17 protein-coding genes are annotated in these 18292 nt (G+C 62.4%); 9 read left to right on the plus strand and 8 right to left on the minus strand.

The window, feature by feature from the left end:
* Positions 1-40: 40 nt before the first annotated feature.
* The 4 genes from ACOSV0_RS31060 (at position 41) to ACOSV0_RS31075 (ending at position 3612) form a co-directional block, all read left to right on the plus strand.
* Positions 41-1114: an ABC transporter ATP-binding protein gene (locus ACOSV0_RS31060; RefSeq protein ID WP_434111129.1), complete on the plus strand. Its 1074-nt coding sequence runs from the start codon at positions 41-43 to the stop codon at positions 1112-1114.
* Positions 1115-1256: 142 nt separating this feature from the next.
* Positions 1257-2081, plus strand: a complete 825-nt coding sequence (locus tag ACOSV0_RS31065; RefSeq protein ID WP_434111131.1) for a transporter substrate-binding domain-containing protein — start codon at positions 1257-1259, stop codon at positions 2079-2081.
* A 119-nt stretch (positions 2082-2200) separates the two neighbouring features.
* Positions 2201-2953 carry an amino acid ABC transporter permease gene (locus tag ACOSV0_RS31070; RefSeq protein ID WP_434111133.1) on the plus strand — a complete coding sequence of 251 codons (753 nt, stop codon included), beginning with the start codon at positions 2201-2203 and terminating at the stop codon, positions 2951-2953.
* A 2-nt stretch (positions 2954-2955) separates the two neighbouring features.
* Complete coding sequence (locus ACOSV0_RS31075) at positions 2956-3612, plus strand: amino acid ABC transporter permease (RefSeq protein ID WP_434111135.1); 657 nt, start codon at positions 2956-2958, stop codon at positions 3610-3612.
* 133 nt (positions 3613-3745) lie between these two features.
* On the opposite strand, the gene ACOSV0_RS31080 is transcribed toward ACOSV0_RS31075, so the two are convergent.
* Genes ACOSV0_RS31080 through ACOSV0_RS31090 form a run of 3 tightly spaced genes read right to left on the minus strand, consistent with a single transcriptional unit; the run spans position 3746 to position 7741 of the window.
* A complete protein-coding gene (locus ACOSV0_RS31080; protein WP_434111138.1) occupies positions 3746-5026 on the minus strand; it encodes a c-type cytochrome in 1281 nt (426 codons plus the stop codon).
* A 14-nt stretch (positions 5027-5040) separates the two neighbouring features.
* The gene (locus ACOSV0_RS31085) at positions 5041-7284 is read right to left on the minus strand and encodes a molybdopterin cofactor-binding domain-containing protein (RefSeq protein WP_434111140.1); all 2244 of its coding nucleotides are present in this window, start codon (positions 7282-7284) and stop codon (positions 5041-5043) included.
* A 1-nt stretch (position 7285) separates the two neighbouring features.
* Positions 7286-7741 (minus strand): (2Fe-2S)-binding protein, encoded by a 456-nt coding sequence (locus ACOSV0_RS31090; protein ID WP_054036421.1) that lies wholly within the window; start codon positions 7739-7741, stop codon positions 7286-7288.
* Positions 7742-7864: 123 nt separating this feature from the next.
* On the opposite strand from ACOSV0_RS31090, the gene ACOSV0_RS31095 reads away from it, so the two are divergent.
* The 3 genes from ACOSV0_RS31095 (at position 7865) to ACOSV0_RS31105 (ending at position 9860) form a co-directional block, all read left to right on the plus strand.
* Complete coding sequence (locus tag ACOSV0_RS31095; protein ID WP_434111142.1) at positions 7865-8056, plus strand: hypothetical protein; 192 nt, start codon at positions 7865-7867, stop codon at positions 8054-8056.
* A gap of 125 nt (positions 8057-8181) precedes the next feature.
* Positions 8182-8580: a hypothetical protein gene (locus ACOSV0_RS31100; protein ID WP_434111144.1), complete on the plus strand. Its 399-nt coding sequence runs from the start codon at positions 8182-8184 to the stop codon at positions 8578-8580.
* Between the two features lie 461 nt (positions 8581-9041).
* Positions 9042-9860: an alpha/beta fold hydrolase gene (locus tag ACOSV0_RS31105; RefSeq protein WP_434111146.1), complete on the plus strand. Its 819-nt coding sequence runs from the start codon at positions 9042-9044 to the stop codon at positions 9858-9860.
* 140 nt (positions 9861-10000) lie between these two features.
* Here ACOSV0_RS31105 and ACOSV0_RS31110 read toward each other — a convergent pair whose 3' ends face one another.
* Positions 10001-10987 (minus strand): peptidoglycan DD-metalloendopeptidase family protein, encoded by a 987-nt coding sequence (locus ACOSV0_RS31110; protein ID WP_434111149.1) that lies wholly within the window; start codon positions 10985-10987, stop codon positions 10001-10003.
* Positions 10988-11409: 422 nt separating this feature from the next.
* On the opposite strand from ACOSV0_RS31110, the gene ACOSV0_RS31115 reads away from it, so the two are divergent.
* Entirely contained in the window at positions 11410-11613 is a 204-nt protein-coding gene (locus ACOSV0_RS31115) for a hypothetical protein (RefSeq protein ID WP_434111151.1), read from the plus strand.
* On the opposite strand, the gene ACOSV0_RS31120 is transcribed toward ACOSV0_RS31115, so the two are convergent.
* The 4 genes from ACOSV0_RS31120 to ACOSV0_RS31135 all read right to left on the minus strand — a co-directional run bounded on the left by ACOSV0_RS31120 (position 11610) and on the right by ACOSV0_RS31135 (position 17224).
* On the minus strand, positions 11610-12026 hold the full coding sequence (locus ACOSV0_RS31120; protein WP_434111153.1) for a hypothetical protein: 417 nt from the start codon (positions 12024-12026) through the stop codon (positions 11610-11612). The two genes, ACOSV0_RS31115 and ACOSV0_RS31120, sit on opposite strands and share 4 nt — an antisense overlap.
* A 304-nt stretch (positions 12027-12330) precedes the next feature.
* On the minus strand, positions 12331-13620 hold the full coding sequence (locus ACOSV0_RS31125; RefSeq protein WP_434111154.1) for a c-type cytochrome: 1290 nt from the start codon (positions 13618-13620) through the stop codon (positions 12331-12333).
* Entirely contained in the window at positions 13617-14339 is a 723-nt protein-coding gene (locus ACOSV0_RS31130; RefSeq protein WP_434115926.1) for a (2Fe-2S)-binding protein, read from the minus strand. The genes ACOSV0_RS31125 and ACOSV0_RS31130 overlap by 4 nt, the downstream gene beginning before the upstream one ends.
* A 56-nt stretch (positions 14340-14395) precedes the next feature.
* Positions 14396-17224: a xanthine dehydrogenase family protein molybdopterin-binding subunit gene (locus tag ACOSV0_RS31135; RefSeq protein ID WP_434111156.1), complete on the minus strand. Its 2829-nt coding sequence runs from the start codon at positions 17222-17224 to the stop codon at positions 14396-14398.
* A gap of 686 nt (positions 17225-17910) precedes the next feature.
* On the opposite strand from ACOSV0_RS31135, the gene ACOSV0_RS31140 reads away from it, so the two are divergent.
* A complete protein-coding gene (locus ACOSV0_RS31140; RefSeq protein WP_434111158.1) occupies positions 17911-18210 on the plus strand; it encodes a hypothetical protein in 300 nt (99 codons plus the stop codon).
* Positions 18211-18292: the final 82 nt, after the last annotated feature.

Genomic DNA, 18292 nt, shown 5'->3' on the forward strand with positions numbered 1-18292 from the left:
CGATTCGCGCTGCGATGACGCCTTCTTGCTGGAGCATTCGATGACCCATCTGACCTTGCAGGCCGTGACCAAGCGCTTCAATGCGGCCTATGCCGTCGACAGCGTCGATCTGAGCGTGCCCGACGGCAAGCTGGTGTGCTTTCTCGGACCGTCCGGCTGCGGCAAGACCACGCTGTTGCGGATGATCGCCGGGCTGGAAACGCCGAGCTCGGGGCGCATCGATTTTGCCGGCCGCGACATCACGCATCTGCCCGCCAACCAGCGCGACTTCGGCATGGTGTTCCAGTCGCTCGCGCTGTTTCCGCATATGACGGTCGCGCAGAACGTCGCGTATCCGCTCAAGCTGCGCAAGACCGCGAAAGACGCGCAGGCGCGCCGCGTGGCTGAATTGCTGGAGCTGATCCAGTTGCCGCATATGGCGAACCGGCCGGTCACGCAACTCTCCGGCGGCCAGCGGCAACGCGTGGCGATTGCCCGCGCGATCGCCTCGCAACCGAAACTGCTGCTGCTCGACGAACCGCTCTCCGCGCTCGACGCCAAATTGCGCGAAGCGATGCAGGTCGAAATCCGCCTGCTGCAACAGCGCCTCGGCATCACGACGATCATGGTCACGCACGACCAACGCGAAGCGATGACGATGGCCGACGAGATCGTGGTGATGGAGAAAGGCCGGATTGCACAAGTCGGCAAACCGCTCGATATTTATCGCGACCCGGTCAGCGAATTCGTCGCTGACTTTATCGGGCTCGGCAACATCCTGCCGGTCACTTACGACGGCACGGGCGGCGTCAGTCTGCCGGGCGGCAGGCGCATTGCGGTTGCGCAACCGGCGCGGGTGCCGGCGTCCAACAGCGACATCCGTCTGCTGATCCGGCCGGAAGACGTGTGCGTCAAATCGGCGTCCGACGCTGCCGGGCAGAACCGGCTTGCCGGCACGGTGACTTTTATCCGCGACGTGGGGGCGTCGCTCGAAGCGACGATCGATTGCGCGGGCTTCACGCTGACTGCCGCGACTACGCCGCGTGAAACGCCGGGATTGACGCTCGGCATGCCGGTGCTCGCGGAATTGCCACCGCACGCGTGCAAACTGATTGCCGCCCGCGCGGCACATTGAAACGCGTCGCTGAAGAGCGCCGCCGAGCCATGGCTCACAGGCACGTCACCGAGGCACGCCACTGACGCACACCCTTGAACCGCGCCACTGAGGCGTTCACAGAAACCCATTCCAATACCGAGTTTTCGACAGAGGAAAGACCATGAATCAGCCCCAAGTTGCTCAATCGAACGCACGCCGCGTCTTCGCGACCCTCGCCGCGACGCTCGCCTTCACCGGCCTCGGCGCACTGTGCGCGTTTCCGTCGGCCGCGCACGCCGACGCACTCGACACGATCGCCAAGTCCGGCACGGTACGCATCGGCGTATTCGAGGACTATCCGCCGTTCGGCTCGATCGGTCCGGACATGAAGCCGATGGGCTACGACATCGACGTCGCCAACCTGATCGGCAAGGCGCTCAACGCGAAGGTCGAACTCGTGCAGGTGACCGGCGACAACCGCATGGCCTACCTCGCCGATCACAAGGCTGACATGCTCCTTTCAGTCGGCCAGACGCCGGAACGCGAAAAGGTGATCGACTTCTCGCAGCCCTACGCGCCCTACTACCTCGCCGTGTTCGGTCCGAAAACGCTGCCCGTGAAGAACGCCGCCGACCTTGCCGGCAAGTCGATTTCGGTGGCGCGCGGCACGCTGGAAGACCTGAGCGTGACGAAGATCGCCCCGCCCACGGCGACCATCAAAAGATTCGACGATCCTAACGGCGCAATTTCGGCGTTTCTTTCTGGTCAGGTACAGTTGATGGTAGTCGGCAACGACGTCGGCGCAACCATTCTCGCGCGTCATCCGGCGAACGATCCCGAGCAGAAATTTTCGCTGTTCAGCTCGCCGGATCATGTCGGTTTGAACAAGAATGAGCCGCGTCTGAAGCAGAAAGTCGACGAAACGATTGCCAAGGCCCGCAAGGACGGCACCATGAACGCCATTTCGCAGAAGTGGCTGCGTGCGCCGCTGCCGGCCGATCTCTAAACCTTTTTTGCGCGGACTGGCCAGGCCGGTTCCTCAAGGGGGCGTCCTGCGAGGCGCCCTCCAGGGGGACTTTTCGGGGCGTCTGCGCCGGAGTTTGACTTCACGATGAGCGCCACGTCATGACTTATGCGTTCGATTTCAGCGGCTTCGGCCTCTATGCGGGGCTGCTCGCGCGCGGCGTCGCCGTCACGCTGGGGTTGACCGCCGTGTCCACCGTGCTCGGCGGGCTCGTCGGCATTGCCGGCGCGAGCATTGCGGTGGCCGGGCCGAAGTGGGCGCGCTGGGTGGTCGCGACTTACGTCGAGTTGATCCGCAATACGCCCTTCATCGTGCAGTTGTTTTTCGTCTTCTTCGGTTTGCCGAGCCTCGGCATTCATATCGACGAGGTGCAGGCCGCGATCCTGGCGATGACCGTCAATCTCGGCGCGTACGCGATCGAAATCGTGCGCGCCGGTATCGATTCGATCCCGCGCGGCCAGGTGCAGGCGGCGCAAGCGCTCGGCCTGCATGGTCGGCAGGTGTTTCGTTTCGTCGTGCTGCCGCAGGCGATCGCCAATGTGTTTCCCGCGCTGCTGAGCCAGGTGCTGATCGTGATGCTCGGCTCGGCGGTGGTCTCGCAGATCTCGGTGCCCGATCTGACCTACGCGGCCAACTTTATCCAGTCGCGCAATTTCCGTTCGTTCGAGAGCTACGTGATTATCACCGCGACGTATCTGGTGTTGTCGATCGTGTTGCGGCAACTCATGAACCGGCTCGGCCGCGGCCTCTTTGCGGGCCGCGCGGCTCGCAGCGTCAGCACCGACGCCGCGCCGCGCAACTGGCGCACCCGCCTGATGTGGCGTGGCGCCCGCACTCTGCCGACGGAGCGTTGATCATGGTCGAATTCACACTGTGGGACATCGCCCGCAATCTGTTGCTCGCCGCCCGCTGGACGGTGCTGTTGTCGCTGATCGCGTTTGTCGGCGGCGGCATGGTCGGGCTGATTCTGCTCGCCATGCGCGTGTCGCCGTTGCCGTGGCTGCGGCGGATCGTGGTGGTGTATGTGGAAGTGTTTCAGGGCACGCCGTTGCTGATGCAGCTGTTTCTGGCGTTCTTCGGCCTGCCGTTGCTGGGTGTCGATGTGTCGCCGTGGGTTGCGGCAACCGTCACGCTGACGCTTTATACCAGCGCGTATCTGGTCGACATCTGGCGCGGTTGCGTGGAAGCCGTGCCGCGTGGTCAGTGGGCTGCGGGCGCGAGTCTGGGCATGACGTTCAGCCAGCAGTTGCGCTATATCATCTGGCCGCAGGCGCTGAAGATCGCCGTGGCGCCGACGGTCGGCTTCCTCGTGCAGGTGGTGAAGAGCACGGCGCTCGCGTCGATCATCGGCTTCACGGAATTGACCAAGACCGGCACGATGATCACGAACGCCGCATTCCGCCCGTTCCCGATCTACGGCATGGTCGCGATGATTTACTTCGCGATGTGTTTCCCGCTGACGTGGTATGCGCGCGTGCTGGAAAAGCGGCAGAAGGTGGGGCAGCACCGGTGACTTGCTGCTGGCTTGATCTGTTCTGCACTGCGTTGAACGCTGCCCAAAACGCCTAGCGGCCCCTCACAAGCATTCATAAAAAACGGCAACCGTTTTGCACGGTTGCCGTTTTTTTGTTGCCGACCCGATGCGTCTATCGAGCCGCCTGCGTCGACTTCCGCAACTTCGCCACGTCACCCGGCGTCACCGCTGGCCCGCCGTTATTCCACCCGGCCCGCACGAAGGTCAGCACATCGGCGATCTGCTGATCGTTGAGCACCGGCGCGTACTTCGGCATCGGATACGGCGCGGGAATACCGCCGATCACCAGGTCCTCCGTGCCGTTCAGCGTCACGTTGATCAGCGACGACGGGTCCTTCTCCAGCACGTTCGGATTCCCGGCCAAGGGCGCCAGCATCGGCGCAAAGCCGCGTCCATCCACGCCATGGCAGTGCATGCAATACGCCGTATAAACGCGCGCACCGGCATCGTTCGCGGGACGGTTCAGCGACACCTTCGTCGCCTGTGGATCGTACGTATAAGGCGACGCACCGTTGCCGCCCGCCGGCGGCAGCGACTTCAGGTACGTGGACATCGCCGCGATGTCGGCATCGTTCAGGGCCTGCGTGCTGTTGTTGATCACGCTGGTCATCGAACCGAATGCCGACGCATGACGATTGGCGCCGGTTTTCAGGAACGCCTGCAGATCCTGATCGTTCCAGCGGCCGAGGCCAACGTTATGCTCGCCGGTCAGGTTCGCTGCGAACCAGCCGTCGAGCAGGCCGCCGGTGAGGAACGCGCTGCCGCTTTCATCGAGCGCCTTCTCCTGGAACGCGATACCGCGCGGCGTATGACACGAACCGCAGTGCCCCAGCCCCTGGATCAGATACGCGCCGCGATTCCACGCGACATCCTTGCCCGGCTTGTCCTGATAGACGCCCTTCTCCAGGAACACCATGTTCCAGAACTTCAACGGCCAGCGCATGTTCAACGGCCATTTGATGTCCGGCTCGCGGTTCGCCTGCTGCACCGGCGCCACGCCGCTCATGAAATACGCGTACAGCGCTTTCATGTCGTCGTCGTTGACCTTTGCATACGACGGATACGGCATCGCCGGATACAGGTTGTGCCCGTCTTTCGCGACGCCTTCACGCATCGCTTTTGCAAAGTCCTCTTCCGTGTATGTGCCGATGCCGGTTTGCTGATCCGGCGTGATGTTGGTGGTGTAGATCCGGCCCATCGGCGTGGTCATCGGCAGGCCGCCTGCGAACGGTTTGCCCTTCGGCGCGGTATGACAGGCAACGCAATCGCCGGCCTTCGCCAGATAGGCGCCGCGTTGCACCAGCGCCTGGTCGGCTGCCTGCGCCGGGGCTTGCGTCATGAATGGCCATGCCACGCACAGCGCCGCGCTGAAACCCTTGAGTGTGTTGTTCATGTTGGGGGCTCCAGTTAAGCGGTTTGCAGTTGGCTGCCAACCGGCAATTGCCGCAGCCGCTTGCCGGTCGCCGCGTAAATCGCGTTCGTCAGCGCGGGGGCGAGCGCCGCCGTGCCCGGTTCGCCGATGCCGCCCGGCGCCTCACTGCTCTTCACGATATGCACCTCGATAGGCGGCGTTTGATCGATCCGCAGCATCCGGTAGTCGGTGAAATTGTTCTGCTCGACGCGACCGTCCTTGATCGTGATCTCGCTATAGAGCGCGGCCGTGATACCGAAAATGATGCCGCCCTGCACCTGGGCTTCGATCGTGTTCGGATTCACCACCATGCCGCAATCGACCGCGCACACCACGCGCTTGACAGCCACCTCGCCCTGATCGACCGCGACGTCGACAACGATCCCGAAGAAGCTGCCGAACGCATGCATCACCGAGACGCCGCGCCCCTGGCCCTTCGGCACCGCGCTGCCCCAATTCGCCGCCTGCGCGGCGGTGTTGAGCACATTCAGCGCGCGCGGCGTCTTGCCCAGCAGATCCTGACGGTATTTGACCGGATCGACTTTCGCCTGCGCGGCGAGTTCGTCGATGAAACTCTCGACCACGAAGGTGCCGCGCGTCGGGCCCACGCCGCGCCAGAACGCGGTGGGAACAGCATGCGGTTCCTGGCGCACGTAGTCGATCAGTTGATTCGGCAGGTCGTACGGCAGGTCAGAGGCGACCTCCACCGCATCCGGGTCGAGTCCATTCTTGAACGCGGGCGGTGCGAAGCGCGCCATGATCGAGGAGCCGACAATCCGGTGCTGCCACGCGATCGGCTTGCCGTTCGCGTCGAGTCCGGCGGAGATTTTGTCGTAGTAGTACGGCCGGTACATGTCGTGCTGGATGTCTTCTTCACGCGTCCATAGCACCTTCACCGGCGTCGACACCTGTTTACCGATCTTGACCGCCTGCGTGACCATATCGAACTCGAGCCGCCGGCCGAATCCGCCGCCGAGCAGATGGTTGTGCACCACGATCTTGTCCGCGGGCAAGCCGGTGACGGCGACCGCCGCGTCCACCACTCGCGTCGGCACTTGCGAGCCGAGCCAGATATCGCAGCCGTCGGGGCGAACATGCACCGTGCAGTTGATCGGCTCCATCGTGGCGTGCGCGAGGAACGGTTGCTGATACACGGCATCGACGCGTGTCTTTGCGTTTGAAAACGCGTTGTTCACGTCGCCATCTTTACGCGCCACCGCGCCATTGCGCTGCGATGCATTGGCGAGATCGTCGACGATCTGCTTCATGCCGATCTGCGCGCCCGCACCTTCGTTCCATTTGATATCGAGCGCCTGCAAACCGCGTTTGGCGGCCCACGTGTGATCGCCGATCACGGCGACCGCGTTATCGACTTTGACGACCTGGCGCACGCCGGGAATTTTCTTCGCGTTGGTATCGTCGACGCTCGCGAGCGTGCCGCCGAACACCGGGCAGTTCGCGATGGCCGCGTAGACCATGTCGGGCACGCGCACGTCCAGTCCGAACATCGCCGTGCCGTCCACCTTCTCCGGCGAATCGAGACGCTTGACCGCGGTGCCGATCAGCTTGAAGTCTTTCGGGTCTTTCAACTTGACGTTCTGCGGCGCGGGCAGTTTCGCCGCGGCGTTCACCAGTTGGCCGTAACCGATGCTGCGATTGCTCGCCGCATGAATCACCTGCCCGGCTTCTGCGTGACAGCTTGCCGGATCGACCTGCCATTGCTGTGCCGCGGCGCCGATCAGCACGGTGCGTGCGGCGGCGCCGGCACGGCGCATCGGTTCCCAGGCAAAGCGGATCGACGTCGAACCGCCGGTGAGCTGGCCGCCGAGCAGCGGGTCCATGAAGAGCTTTTCGTTCGGTGGCGCGTGGTCGAGCGTGACCGAGTCGAGCGGCACTTCGAGCTCTTCGGCGATCAGCATCGGGATCGACGTGTAGACGCCCTGCCCCATTTCGACCTTGGGAATCACCAGCGTGACCTTGCCCGCCGTGTCGATCTGGATAAAGGCGTTCGGCGCGAACACGCCGTTCTGAGGCGCTTCGTCGGCGTCGCCGCCAATCACCGATTTGCCGGCCTTCTGGTCCTGACTCGCGGCCGGCATGCTGAAGCCGAGCAGCAAGCCGCCGCCCGTTGCCGCGCCTACCGTTACGCTGAACTTCAGGAACGTGCGGCGCGAGATGCCGCCCTTGCCGCCCTTCGGCGGCTGCGCGCCGTTTTGTGCATCGAGCAATCCCTGGGACATGTCAGGCTCCCTTCGCGGCTTGCTTGATCGCCGCGCGGATGCGGTTGTACGTCCCACAGCGGCAGATGTTGCCGGCCATGGCGGCGTCGATATCCGCGTCGGTCGGATTGGGATTGCTCGCGATCAGCGAGGCCGCCGACATCACCTGCCCCGACTGACAGTAGCCGCACTGCACGACGTCCAGTTGGCGCCACGCCTGCTGCACCTTCTGCCCGGCCGGCGTGCTGCCGACTGCTTCGATGGTGGTGATTTTCTTGTCGCCGACAGCCGCGGCCGGCAGCACGCACGAGCGTACCGCGACGCCATCGAGATGCACGGTGCATGCGCCGCATTGCGCAATGCCACAACCGAACTTGGTGCCGGTCAAGCCGACGAGGTCGCGTAAGACCCACAGCAGGGGCATGTCGGGCGGTGCGTCGACAGTATGAGTCTGGCCGTTGATGTTGAACGTTGTCATGGGCGGCTCCGGGTGGGGTTTATTGTTTGTCAGGCTGTTTAGGCAGAGACGTTGAACCAAAACGCAAAGACTTGCCGTGTTTATTCAACAGGTCGTGCTAATGCGCAATGCGGCTACAGTTCAATGAAGACAGCGGATCACGCGCCGCGTGAGTGCGCTGGAGAAGACCTGGAAATTGTAGTCGCGGATAAAGAAGTTCGCCGACGAAGCGCGCATGTCCACGGCGCCCACGCGCCGAAAAAGACGCAGCCGCTGCCCTTTCTGGAAGTGAAACGGGATTCAAATCAATGCGTTACCATTGCCGCATTGATTTGATCCGACGTGCTTCGTGTACGCGCATCATTCTTATTGGTGCAACCTCGAGCGATTTTGTTAGCATGGATCTGGCTTGACCCGATCGCCCGGCCTGATCCGGCATGACTATCCGAAGGAGCGGCAAGATGAACGACCAGCAATGCACCCAATTCCTCTCGGAGATTCGCAGACCGCTATTGGCGCTGCATAAGTCGATTCTCGATCACGAGCGTGCATCGTACGAAAAGGAATTCGGCCCCGTGACGCCGGCGGCCTTCCTGCAAGTGCTGATCAACGGCTCGGGGTTCCGCTGGCTCACGCCGCTCTCCACGGTGATCGCGAACGTCGACGAAATTCTCGACGACAAGGAAGCGGACGCAGCCGATCGGCTCGCCGCGGCCGAAGCAATCACCGGCCTCTTTTCTCCCGACCAGCCCGACAACGCATTCCTGCCGCGCTATCTGCCGCTTCTGCAAGCCGACCCGGCGATCCTGCATCACCATGGGCAGGTTTCGCAGTTGCTACGCGGCATTGAATCGAAGTAGCCGGCGGCGCGTTATTTCGCCTGGTACTTCGTTGGTGCTTCGTTGGCGCAAGATGAAACGTCGTCGCTGTAGCTGAACGCGGCAGCGCGACGTGCCGGCGATGGTTGTGCCTTGGGCTCCCGAATTTACTCACCATTGCCAGACGCGTATTTTGGTCAATCACGCGTCGTCCCGTTGAATACCGGGTCGGCGCGTCCACGACGATTACCAGGCTTTCCGCATCCAGCTAACGCAACAACACCTTATTTCAAGGTGATTTATGCTCGATTCGTAATAGTGCTCCATTCACTGCTCAATCCAGCGATGCCGTCGGCCACAATTTTTTGAATTTGCCTGGCTTTGCTGAATAAAACAAAGGTGAGCTTTTGCGGGACGCCTTCAGCGGATGCTACGAAAAACCAGTCAGCACGCTTTGGAGCACCCTGCTAAGGTAAGCAGGTTCTCTCACGACACTCGCCGTCATGAAAAACTGGCCTCTTCCCGAAAGCTATACCTTCCGCGATCAGACCGTGCGCTTTCGCGTGACCGGTGACGGTCCGCCGCTGGTGCTGGTTCATGGCACACCGTTTTCTTCGTATGTGTGGCATCGCATCGCCGCGCATCTCGCGCAAATTCGCACCGTCTATTACTACGATCTGCTCGGCTACGGCCAATCCGAGCAGCGCGATGCTCAGGACGTCTCGCTCGGGGTACAGAACGTGCTGCTGGCGGAACTGCTCGCGCATTGGCAACTGAAGAATCCGGACGTCATCGCGCACGATTTCGGCGGTGCAACGTCCTTGCGCGCCCATCTCATCGACGGGTGCGACTATCGCAGCCTCACGCTAATCGATCCAGTCGCCGTCGCGCCGTGGGGTTCGCCGTTTGTGCGGCACGTGCGCGAACACGGCGCGGCGTTCGCCGGGCTGCCGCCCTATATCCATGAAGCCGTGGTGAAGGCATACGTGCGTGGCGCCATTGCTCGCAACATTCCGGACGAGGAACTCGCGCGTTATGTGACGCCATGGCTCGGCGCGACGGGACAAGCCGCGTTCTACCGCCAGATCGCCCAAATGGATCAGCGCTACACCGACGAGGTCGAAGCACGCTATTCGCAGATACGTTGCCCGACGCAAATCCTGTGGGGTGAAGAAGACCAGTGGATTCCGCTCGAACGCGGCCGGCACCTGGCGGCGGCCGTACCCGAGGCCAGCTTTCAGGCAGTGCCTGCGTCCGGGCATCTGATGCAGGAAGATGCGCCCGAAGCGATCGTCGCGGCGGCACTGCGCTGGCTCGACTGAAAGCGCGCCCGTTAGCGGGATCGATTCAGTGCAGGATGCGGACGCCAGGACGTGAAAAAACAGCGGCCCCGGCAAATGATTTACCGGGATCGCTGCCTGTTTGTACAGACGCAATAGAAACGAAACACGCGCTGATATCGCTAGCCGCGGCCTTGCGGCAAATACGGCATCGGATCGATCGGCTTGCCGTCGCGGCGCAACTCGAAGCCCACGGAAACGCGCGAGTTGTTTTCGTCGCCCATCTCGGCAATCTGCTGACCTTGCCGCACGATGTCGCCGATCTTGACCAGCAGCTTGCGGTTATGCGAGTACGCGGTCAGAAAGTCCTTGTTGTGCTGGACGATGATCAGACTGCCATAGCTATTCAGACCGGTGCCGGCGTACATCACCTTGCCGTCGGCCGCGGCCCGCACCGGATCGCCCGCCTTGCCGCCGATTTCGATGCCGCGCGTTTCACCCGGCTGGAAAGCTTCGACTACGCGACCGCCCGCGGGCCATGCGAGCGACATTCCGTTCGCATGCCGGGAAGTCTCTTGCGTGACTTCGCGCACCTCGGCAGCGTTAGGCGCGGGTGAGGAGGTGGCGGACTGCGCCGTTGCCTGCGAAGTGGTTGCCTGCGATGCGGTTGCCGCCGACGCCTGCTGCGCTGCAAGCGGACCAGCGGGCGCAGATGCCGAAGCAGCCTTTGCAGCGGCCGCTGCAGCGTTGGCCGCATTGACTGCCCGCACCGTCTCCGGCGAAGCGACGTGCAACACCTGCCCCTGCTTCAACCGCGAGGAAGGCTTCAGACCGTTCCACGCCTGCAACTGCCTGACACTGCAATGATGACGCTGCGCGACACGAGCCAACGTGTCGCCACGCTTGACGCGATACACCAAAGGCGGCGCCTTTTTCAGCGGCGTGCCGTCGTCAGCCGCCGGCGGAACCGACGTACCTGCAACAACATTGGAAGCCGACGCTATGGCCACCGCCGGCACAGCCGACGCGGCCGATGTACCCGATGCGCCCACGGCCGCGCCGGTCTGCGCGTCCTGCTGCCCCACATTCGCACAACCACTGACCGCCAGCGCGACCCACACGCCAGCCAGACTGGCCATCATCGTTCTGTCGAAACGCTTTCCCAACATGTTCGACTCCTGCTTTTTATTGGCGGGATGAGTGCTGCCCTGTCGCGTGCGATGCGCGCATTCTTATGAAGCGCTGCTTTCTTTCGCGACACGGCGAGGCCGCCTCGTGCGACGCCCACCCATGCCCTGCCGTGCAACCCAATCCCTTACGCGCAGCCTGATGCCTGATACGCGATAACAGGCTATCTTCCGTGAAAAGGGCCAGATTGCCGATTAAAATTCACGCGGAATTGTAAAGTGCGTTTTGCAAAAAACGGACTGCCACACACAATCTGATACAAACCTTACGTACGGTGTTGCGGACACGGTTGCGCGTGCAACCTGTCCAGCGCGGCACGCGCTCGAGCAACCACTGCTCCGCGCAGGCCCGCTTACCGCTACCCTGGCGGTATAGCCTCGCGCCCCGGATCCGTTCGCGCCTCATGCGCGGCAGCCTCTACACGCGCCGTCGCAAAGACCGTAATGGCTACGCCGCCGAACGGCCGGACGATAACGTTTTCTTTAACGGCAAAACGTCACCAAAACTTGAATCGGCGGTCGCCGCAGCGGTGAGCGTGGAGGAAAAAATGCGTTGGCGAGCGGACGGGCCTTCGCCCAACCCGCTCGATAAGACAGCAGCCGACTAGCTGTAGGTGTGGCCTTGATACTTCACATAGCCGACCGGATGATGCGTGAAGTGCAGCACCGGCAGAACGGGGTTGCTGTTATCCGCGGTTGGATAGGCGCTGGCTTCGGAGATGTATTCGCCTTGCACTTCGATTGGTTGCCCCACCTGCAATCCGGGGATCTGCTGCGCAAGCCCCTCGCTGTCGCCGAAGCGCACCGCCACGAATACTTCCGTGCCGACGAGGTTCTGCGTGCCGCCTTCGAACTTCACGACCGTGTCGATCTTGATGACGAATTGCTGATGATCGGCGGTATGGTGAAATTCCGGGCTGAGGAACACCTTGCTGATCGTGGCTTGCACACAGGCGAGCGGCGCACCCAGCGAATGAGGGGAACTATGATGAGGCAGAGTCTGCGTCGCGAGATTATTCATGAAGTCTCCGTGAAGGGAATCCGAGTGGTCTACGGCGAAACGTAGGCCGCGCCGCTAGGCGGCAGCGGCGCGATACCCTTTGAGCGGACCTATGCGCGCGAGTTCATTACGCGCCATTCACAGGAGACACAATGACCGCGCCTTCACAAGCGCAAATCGTCAGCGTCCATATCGCGCGCGGCTGACGTGTGCTGATATTGCGCATCGCAACCCGCGCATAAAAAAGCCGATGCCTTTGGCGGCACCGGCTCCTCCTTACATCCCCCTTGACGCCGGACTTGCAGCGCCCGGCGCGTGACACGCTTTAACGCAGTGCTTTCACCGCGTCGGCCGTCACGTCGGCAGGTTGGCCGCCATACGTCGCGCGCAGATAATTCGCGAGCTGCGCGAGTTCCGTGTCGCTGAGTTGCGTAGCGAATCCCGGCATGTCCTGCATCCGTTCGAGACCGGGGAAATCCTGCGCGCCAATGCCGTCGAGCATTACCGCAATCAGGTTGTGTGGATCGCTTTGACGCACCGTCGAGTTGGCATGCATCGGCACCGCGACGTGCGGCTTGCCTTCACCACCAGAACCATGACAGCCGGCGCACACCGCGAGATACACATTGCGCCCCGCTTCGAGTTGCGCGGCATCGGCGGAGACCGACACTAATGGTTGCGGCGCCGGCGCCTGGTCGCCGAGCAGATACGTCGACATCGCGCGCAGATCGTCATGCGTCAGGTACTGCGTGCTCAGATGCACAACCGGATACATCTCGCCGAACGCCGAGCCTTGTGGCGCGATGCCGGTGGCGAAGAACGTCTGCAGGTCGGCGGCCGTCCAGCCACGCGCCGCAAGACCATGCGGCGTGATGTCCGGCGCGGCGATCCGGCCGAGCGCCGCGCCCGTCAACGGCTTCGCACCGTCGAGCTGGCCGAACTTGCCACGCGGCGTATGGCATTCGGCGCAATGGCCAAGCGCGCTCACCAGATAGCGTCCGCGATTCCAGTCCGCGGATGCTCCGGAGGAAGTCCCATTGGCGGATTGCCCTTTCGATGCATCCGGCAACGTGTCCGTCAGGAACATCCAGTCCCAGAAGCGCACGCCGAAACGCATGTTGAACGGGAACGACAGTTCGGGTTCGTGGTTCGCCACGGCTGCCGGTTTCTGCGCCATCAGATACGCGTAGATAGCGTCGCTATCCGCGCGCGACAGCTGACGGTAGGACGTGTACGGCATGGCCGGATACAACTGTTTGGCCGGCGTGACGCCGTCGTGCAGCGCCTTGTACAGATCGTCCGCACTCCAGTTGCCAATGCCGTGATCCTTGTCCGGTGTGATGTTGGTGCCGTAGAAGGTGCCGAACGGCGAGGCCAGCTTCACGCCGCCGGCGAACGGCGCGCCATCTGCCGTGGTGTGGCAGGCGGCGCAATCGGCGGCTTTGACGAGATAACGGCCACGCGCGAGCGGATCGGCGGCGGTGGATTGCGGCCCCAACGCGGCGGCTGCCTGCATCGCAGCAGCGGAGTCGTCGTGTTTGCCGCAAGCACTCAGCAAAGCGGCCGTGCCGAGCAATAGCAGCGCACGCCGCACATTCATCGAGAGGCTCATCATGCGGCATCCTTTACGAGGCCGGGCGTGGTCATCACGACTTCCTTCACGGCTTCGTAGTAGCGCACGTAGCCCGTGCACCGGCAGATGTGATCGTTCAGCCCTTCGGTGATGGTTTGCTCCACCTGGTCTTTCGCGATCGGCTGACGCTTCAGACGTTCGATCAGCACGGTCGCCGCGTTGACGAAACCGGGCGTACAGTAGCCGCACTGAAAACTGAAGTGCTCGAGAAACTTCTGCTGGATCGGCGACAGTTCGACGACTTCGCCGGCTTCGTTGCGCTTCGCGTGGCCTTCGATCGTGCGGATCGTTTTGCCGTGGAAAAAATTCGCGCCCGTGATGCAGGTGCGCACTTCTTCGCTGGTGCCGTCGGGCTTGTCGACGATCACCACGCACGTATGGCAGATGCCCTGGCCGCAGCCGAGCCGCGAGCCCGTCAGGTGCAGGTACTCGTGCAGGAAGTCGATCATCATCAGACCGGCGGGGACGTCGGTCGGGCCGACGATCTCGCCGTTCACCTTGACCGACACCGGCAGCGTGCGGAAATGCGTCAACGGATGTTCGACCACGGCAGCGGCCGGGGCGCCGGCGGATGCCGTCACGCCCGAGGCAGCGGAAGCCGGGTTGGCGGCTGCAGCGCCCGAGGCACTGGTGGTAGCGGATGCCGCCGCGGAAGCGGAAGCGGAAGCGGAAGCGGAAGCGGAAGCGGAAGCGCCAGAAATTTTGCCTGAGGCAACGGCGGCGCTCGCCGCATTAGCGGAAGTTTGAGTGGGGGCCGTCATGCGAGCACCTCCTGAATACGTTGCGGGGTGACCGGCAGGTCGGTAAAGCGATGGCCGATCGCGTGCGCGATACCGTTCACGATAGCGCCGACCACCGGAATCATCACCACTTCGGCAATGCCCTTCGGCGGATCGGTTTCGGTGAGCGGCGGCAGCACTTCGCCAGTCTGGTTCCAGACGGCGACGTCGGTCGCACGCGGCAGGCGGTACCGGTTGAAGTTCCACGTACCGTTGCCCGGACCGTCTTCGTATAGCGGCAGGTACTCGTGCAAGGCATGGCCGATACCCATGGCGAGACCGCCTTGCAACTGGCCCGAAACAAGTTGCGGCGAGATCTGATTGCCGCATTCCATGATCGAGTGATGCGCGAGCAAGTCGACCTTGCCGCTCGCTTCATGCACCGACAGCTCGACCAGCGTGCCGACCGCGCTGTAATACGTCACCGCCGCGTTGTTACGCTGAACCGGCGGAATGAACACGCGCTGACGGTCGAGCACGCGATAATGGTTCGGCGTGGTTTGCAGTTTCTTTTTATCGGCGGAAGCGTTGTCGCCATAGCGAAGCGCGAGCCCATCGAGCGGCAGACGCTCGACGCTGCCGTCGATCTCGAAGTCCGACTCGGTCCATTGCCAGCGATTGAACACGTGCACGGTCGCGCCGGTGACCAGACCCAACTCATGCGCCTTCTTCGCGAGCTGTTCGAACGGCAACGCCTCGAGCCCCGCCGCGGACAGCTTGCCGTCGACCCAACGCGCGTCCTCGATACGCACCACGAGCGGCGCGGCTTGCCCACCGCCGCTGCCCTGACTCCAGATCGCCATCGCCGCCGGCCACAAGCCGTGCGCGAAAACGACGCGCGCCGCTTCGCGCGTGCTGTGCGTGAAATAGAACGCGGAGTTCGTCGCGCTCGACGGCGACGCATAACCCGGTGACCAGCGCGGATTCGCGGCCAGTTTGTCCTGGTCCGCTTGCGACATCATGTACGGATCGCCGCTCGTGACGACCGGCAGATCGGGCCAATCGGTGATCGCGACGTGCACGTCGGTGGCCGGCTTGCCGAGCCACTTCGCAACCGCGATCGCCTGCGAGGTCGACATGCCCGTGCCGATTTCAGCCGCCGTGTGTTGCAGGCTGACCTTGCCGTCGGCGCTGAACTCCACCTTCGCGAACGAGGTTTCCGCGCCCGTGCCGAAGTCCTTTTGCACACAGGCAAAACCGACACCGTAACGCTTGCCCGGATGCGCGGCTTCGAACTCGGCCTTACGCTTCGCGCGATTCACCCACAGCGGATGACCCTTCGCCTTCTGCAACACGTCGTCGACACGAATCGCACCGGCGGGCACCGCGCCCTGCGTGTTCTTCATGCCCGAACGCAGCCCGTTTTTCAGGCGGAAGTCGATCGGATCGACATTCAGTTGCGCGGCGATTTCGTCGATCATCATCTCGGTCGCGGCCATGCTTTGCAGCGTGCCGTAGCCACGCGCGGAGCCCGCGTCGATTGCGCGCGAGGCGACCGCCACCGCCGACAGATCGTTCTTCGGGAAGTAGTAGATCGACTGCGCCGCAGTCGCGCCGACCATTGCCACCGAGGGCGAGAAGTTGCACCGCCCGCCGCCGTTTGCTTCCATCTCGGCCTTGAACGATTGCAGCAGACCGGTGTTTTTATCGACCGCGATCCGGTAATGCATCTTGAACGCGTGACGCTTCAACGACGTCTGGAACTGCTCGTAGCGATCGTTGGCGAGACGCACCGGACGGCCGTCCGCATACATCGCGCAGACAAGGCCGTAGAACGGCACGTTGAAGTGGTCCTTCGAACCGTAGCCCACCGTGTAGCACGGGTGAATGAACAGGTTCTTCACCGGGAACGCGCACTTCGCGACCATGCCGGCCGCGCTGTCGGCGACCTCGGAAGGCGCCTGGGTCGGCACGACCATATGCAGCGATTGCGTCGCCGCGTCGTACCAGCAGTTCGCGTTGTCGGGTTCGAGCGCGGCCGTGTCGATCGACTGCGTGTTGTACTCGCGTTCCATCACCAGCCAGTCCGCCGGCGGATGATCCAGCTCCTGCTGGATCTGCCCGGCGTGGAACATGCCCTGCTCGTCGAGCTTGCCGTGTTCGACACCGTCCGGCCACACCGGCTGATGCTTGCGCATCATGCTCGGGAACACCGGCGCGTCTTTCAGACTGGAGAAGATGTCGTCGTCATACGGCGTCTTGCCGCCGACGCGCACGAAGCGGAACGTGCCCCACGGATCGCGTTCGAGCGGCCCGGTCTGCGCGCCATAACGGATGATCTGATCCTGGAACTTGAGCTTGTCTTTCGCGAAGCGGAAGCGCGCGAAGTCGTGATAAATCAGGATCGCGACTGCCTGGCCGAGATACGCGGGCGTCTTGCCCGGCGGCAGCAACATGTCGTCGCCGTAGAAGGCCGGGAAAATCAGGCCGTCGCGCGCGAGATCGTCTGCCGTCACCACGCGGTCGGGCTTCAGCTCGTCGCCGAGCAGCGTCAGGTCGAAGCCTTCATAGCTGCGGTCGGCTTGCGTCGTGCGCAGGATGAAAGCGTGCGACTGCTGCTGCGGCCAGTGCGGCATGTCGGCGGCGCGGATGTCGCGCGCGAACACTTTCGAGCCCGTTACTTTGGCGATCCCGTCGATGCGGAATTTTGCCTGCCCGTTGGCGGCGTCCCACTGAACCGGCGTCAGAATTTTTTCTTCGAACAACGCAGCGAATGCACGGCTGCCCATCGGCGCGATATACACCGACACACCCGCCAACACGCTGGCCTTCAGAAAACTACGACGCGAAAGGTCGAGTTTCCCCATGGACTTCTCCTTTAGTGAACACAGCGGCAACCCGATAGCAGGACAAACGCGGAACACAGGACGGCGCGCGGCCACACACGAGCTTACACGCGACGGACCTGCGCTGAACGGCTGTCAACCACGAGGGAGGTGTTCGAACCGCGGGCGCTTGCATGCGCCCGGACGTACCGGCGACGAGCAGCGGCCATCACTTCGGCGATGCCGCAGTCGATCTGATCTACCTTGAACTACCGTGAGTTGCCTTTTTCCCTGCCCTACAAAGGGCAAGGGCCGGGATTATCTCGCTGTTTAGACATACGGTGCGTCAATTTTTGTCCGCTATCTCAGAAATAACGGATTGTGTATGCATCGTTGTAACAGCGGGTTTATGACGCTTGATCACGTGCGCAAGATTGCGTTGCTCAATGCCTCGAACGCGTGGGCGGCATGCTGCCGGCAGCCTGATCGCGCGCCCAAGTTTTCGGACTACTCTCAGACGAGTTTAGGAAAAGGACGATATGTTGAAGAACGTCAAGAAAATATTCTTAAGCGTCCCTTTGAAGTCCGCCTGCCTCGCAGTCAGAGCGTTGCGCGTCTTTAAACGGGAAAGCCCTTTCCGTTAATATATTTTCTACTTCGCCAGCCCGATAAAGTCCGGCGGATGATTTGAGGTTTAAGTGGACTCTCTTAATTCAGCAAACAGATTCATGGGCGGCTTCTTTTTCGGCGCCCTGATCGCTGCAGTCATCATGGTATTGCTGTGCAATGCTGGTGAATTTTCGCCGTTTATGGCGAAGCTGCATGCTTTGGAACAGGTCATCGTGACCGCACTCGTTTCCCTCGTTATTGTCGATGCAAAGCCATTGGCCTATAAAACCGTCTGGCGTGAACGCCGTTGCAGCTTCGTACTCGATGAAGATCTGAGCGCGACCCTTCGCGGCAGAACCTTCGGCATTCCCGCCGGCGTGATAATCGGGATTCTGATTCAGAATTACGTGGTGAGCTGATTTCCCTTCGCACGGGAAAGCAACATCCGTCGCGCCTGACCTTGTCGCCGTCATTCAGCACGCAACCGGCGCGCCCCGCCGT

The sequence above is a fragment of the Paraburkholderia caffeinilytica genome (assembly GCF_051027425.1).
GTDB lineage: Bacteria > Pseudomonadota > Gammaproteobacteria > Burkholderiales > Burkholderiaceae > Paraburkholderia > Paraburkholderia caffeinilytica_A.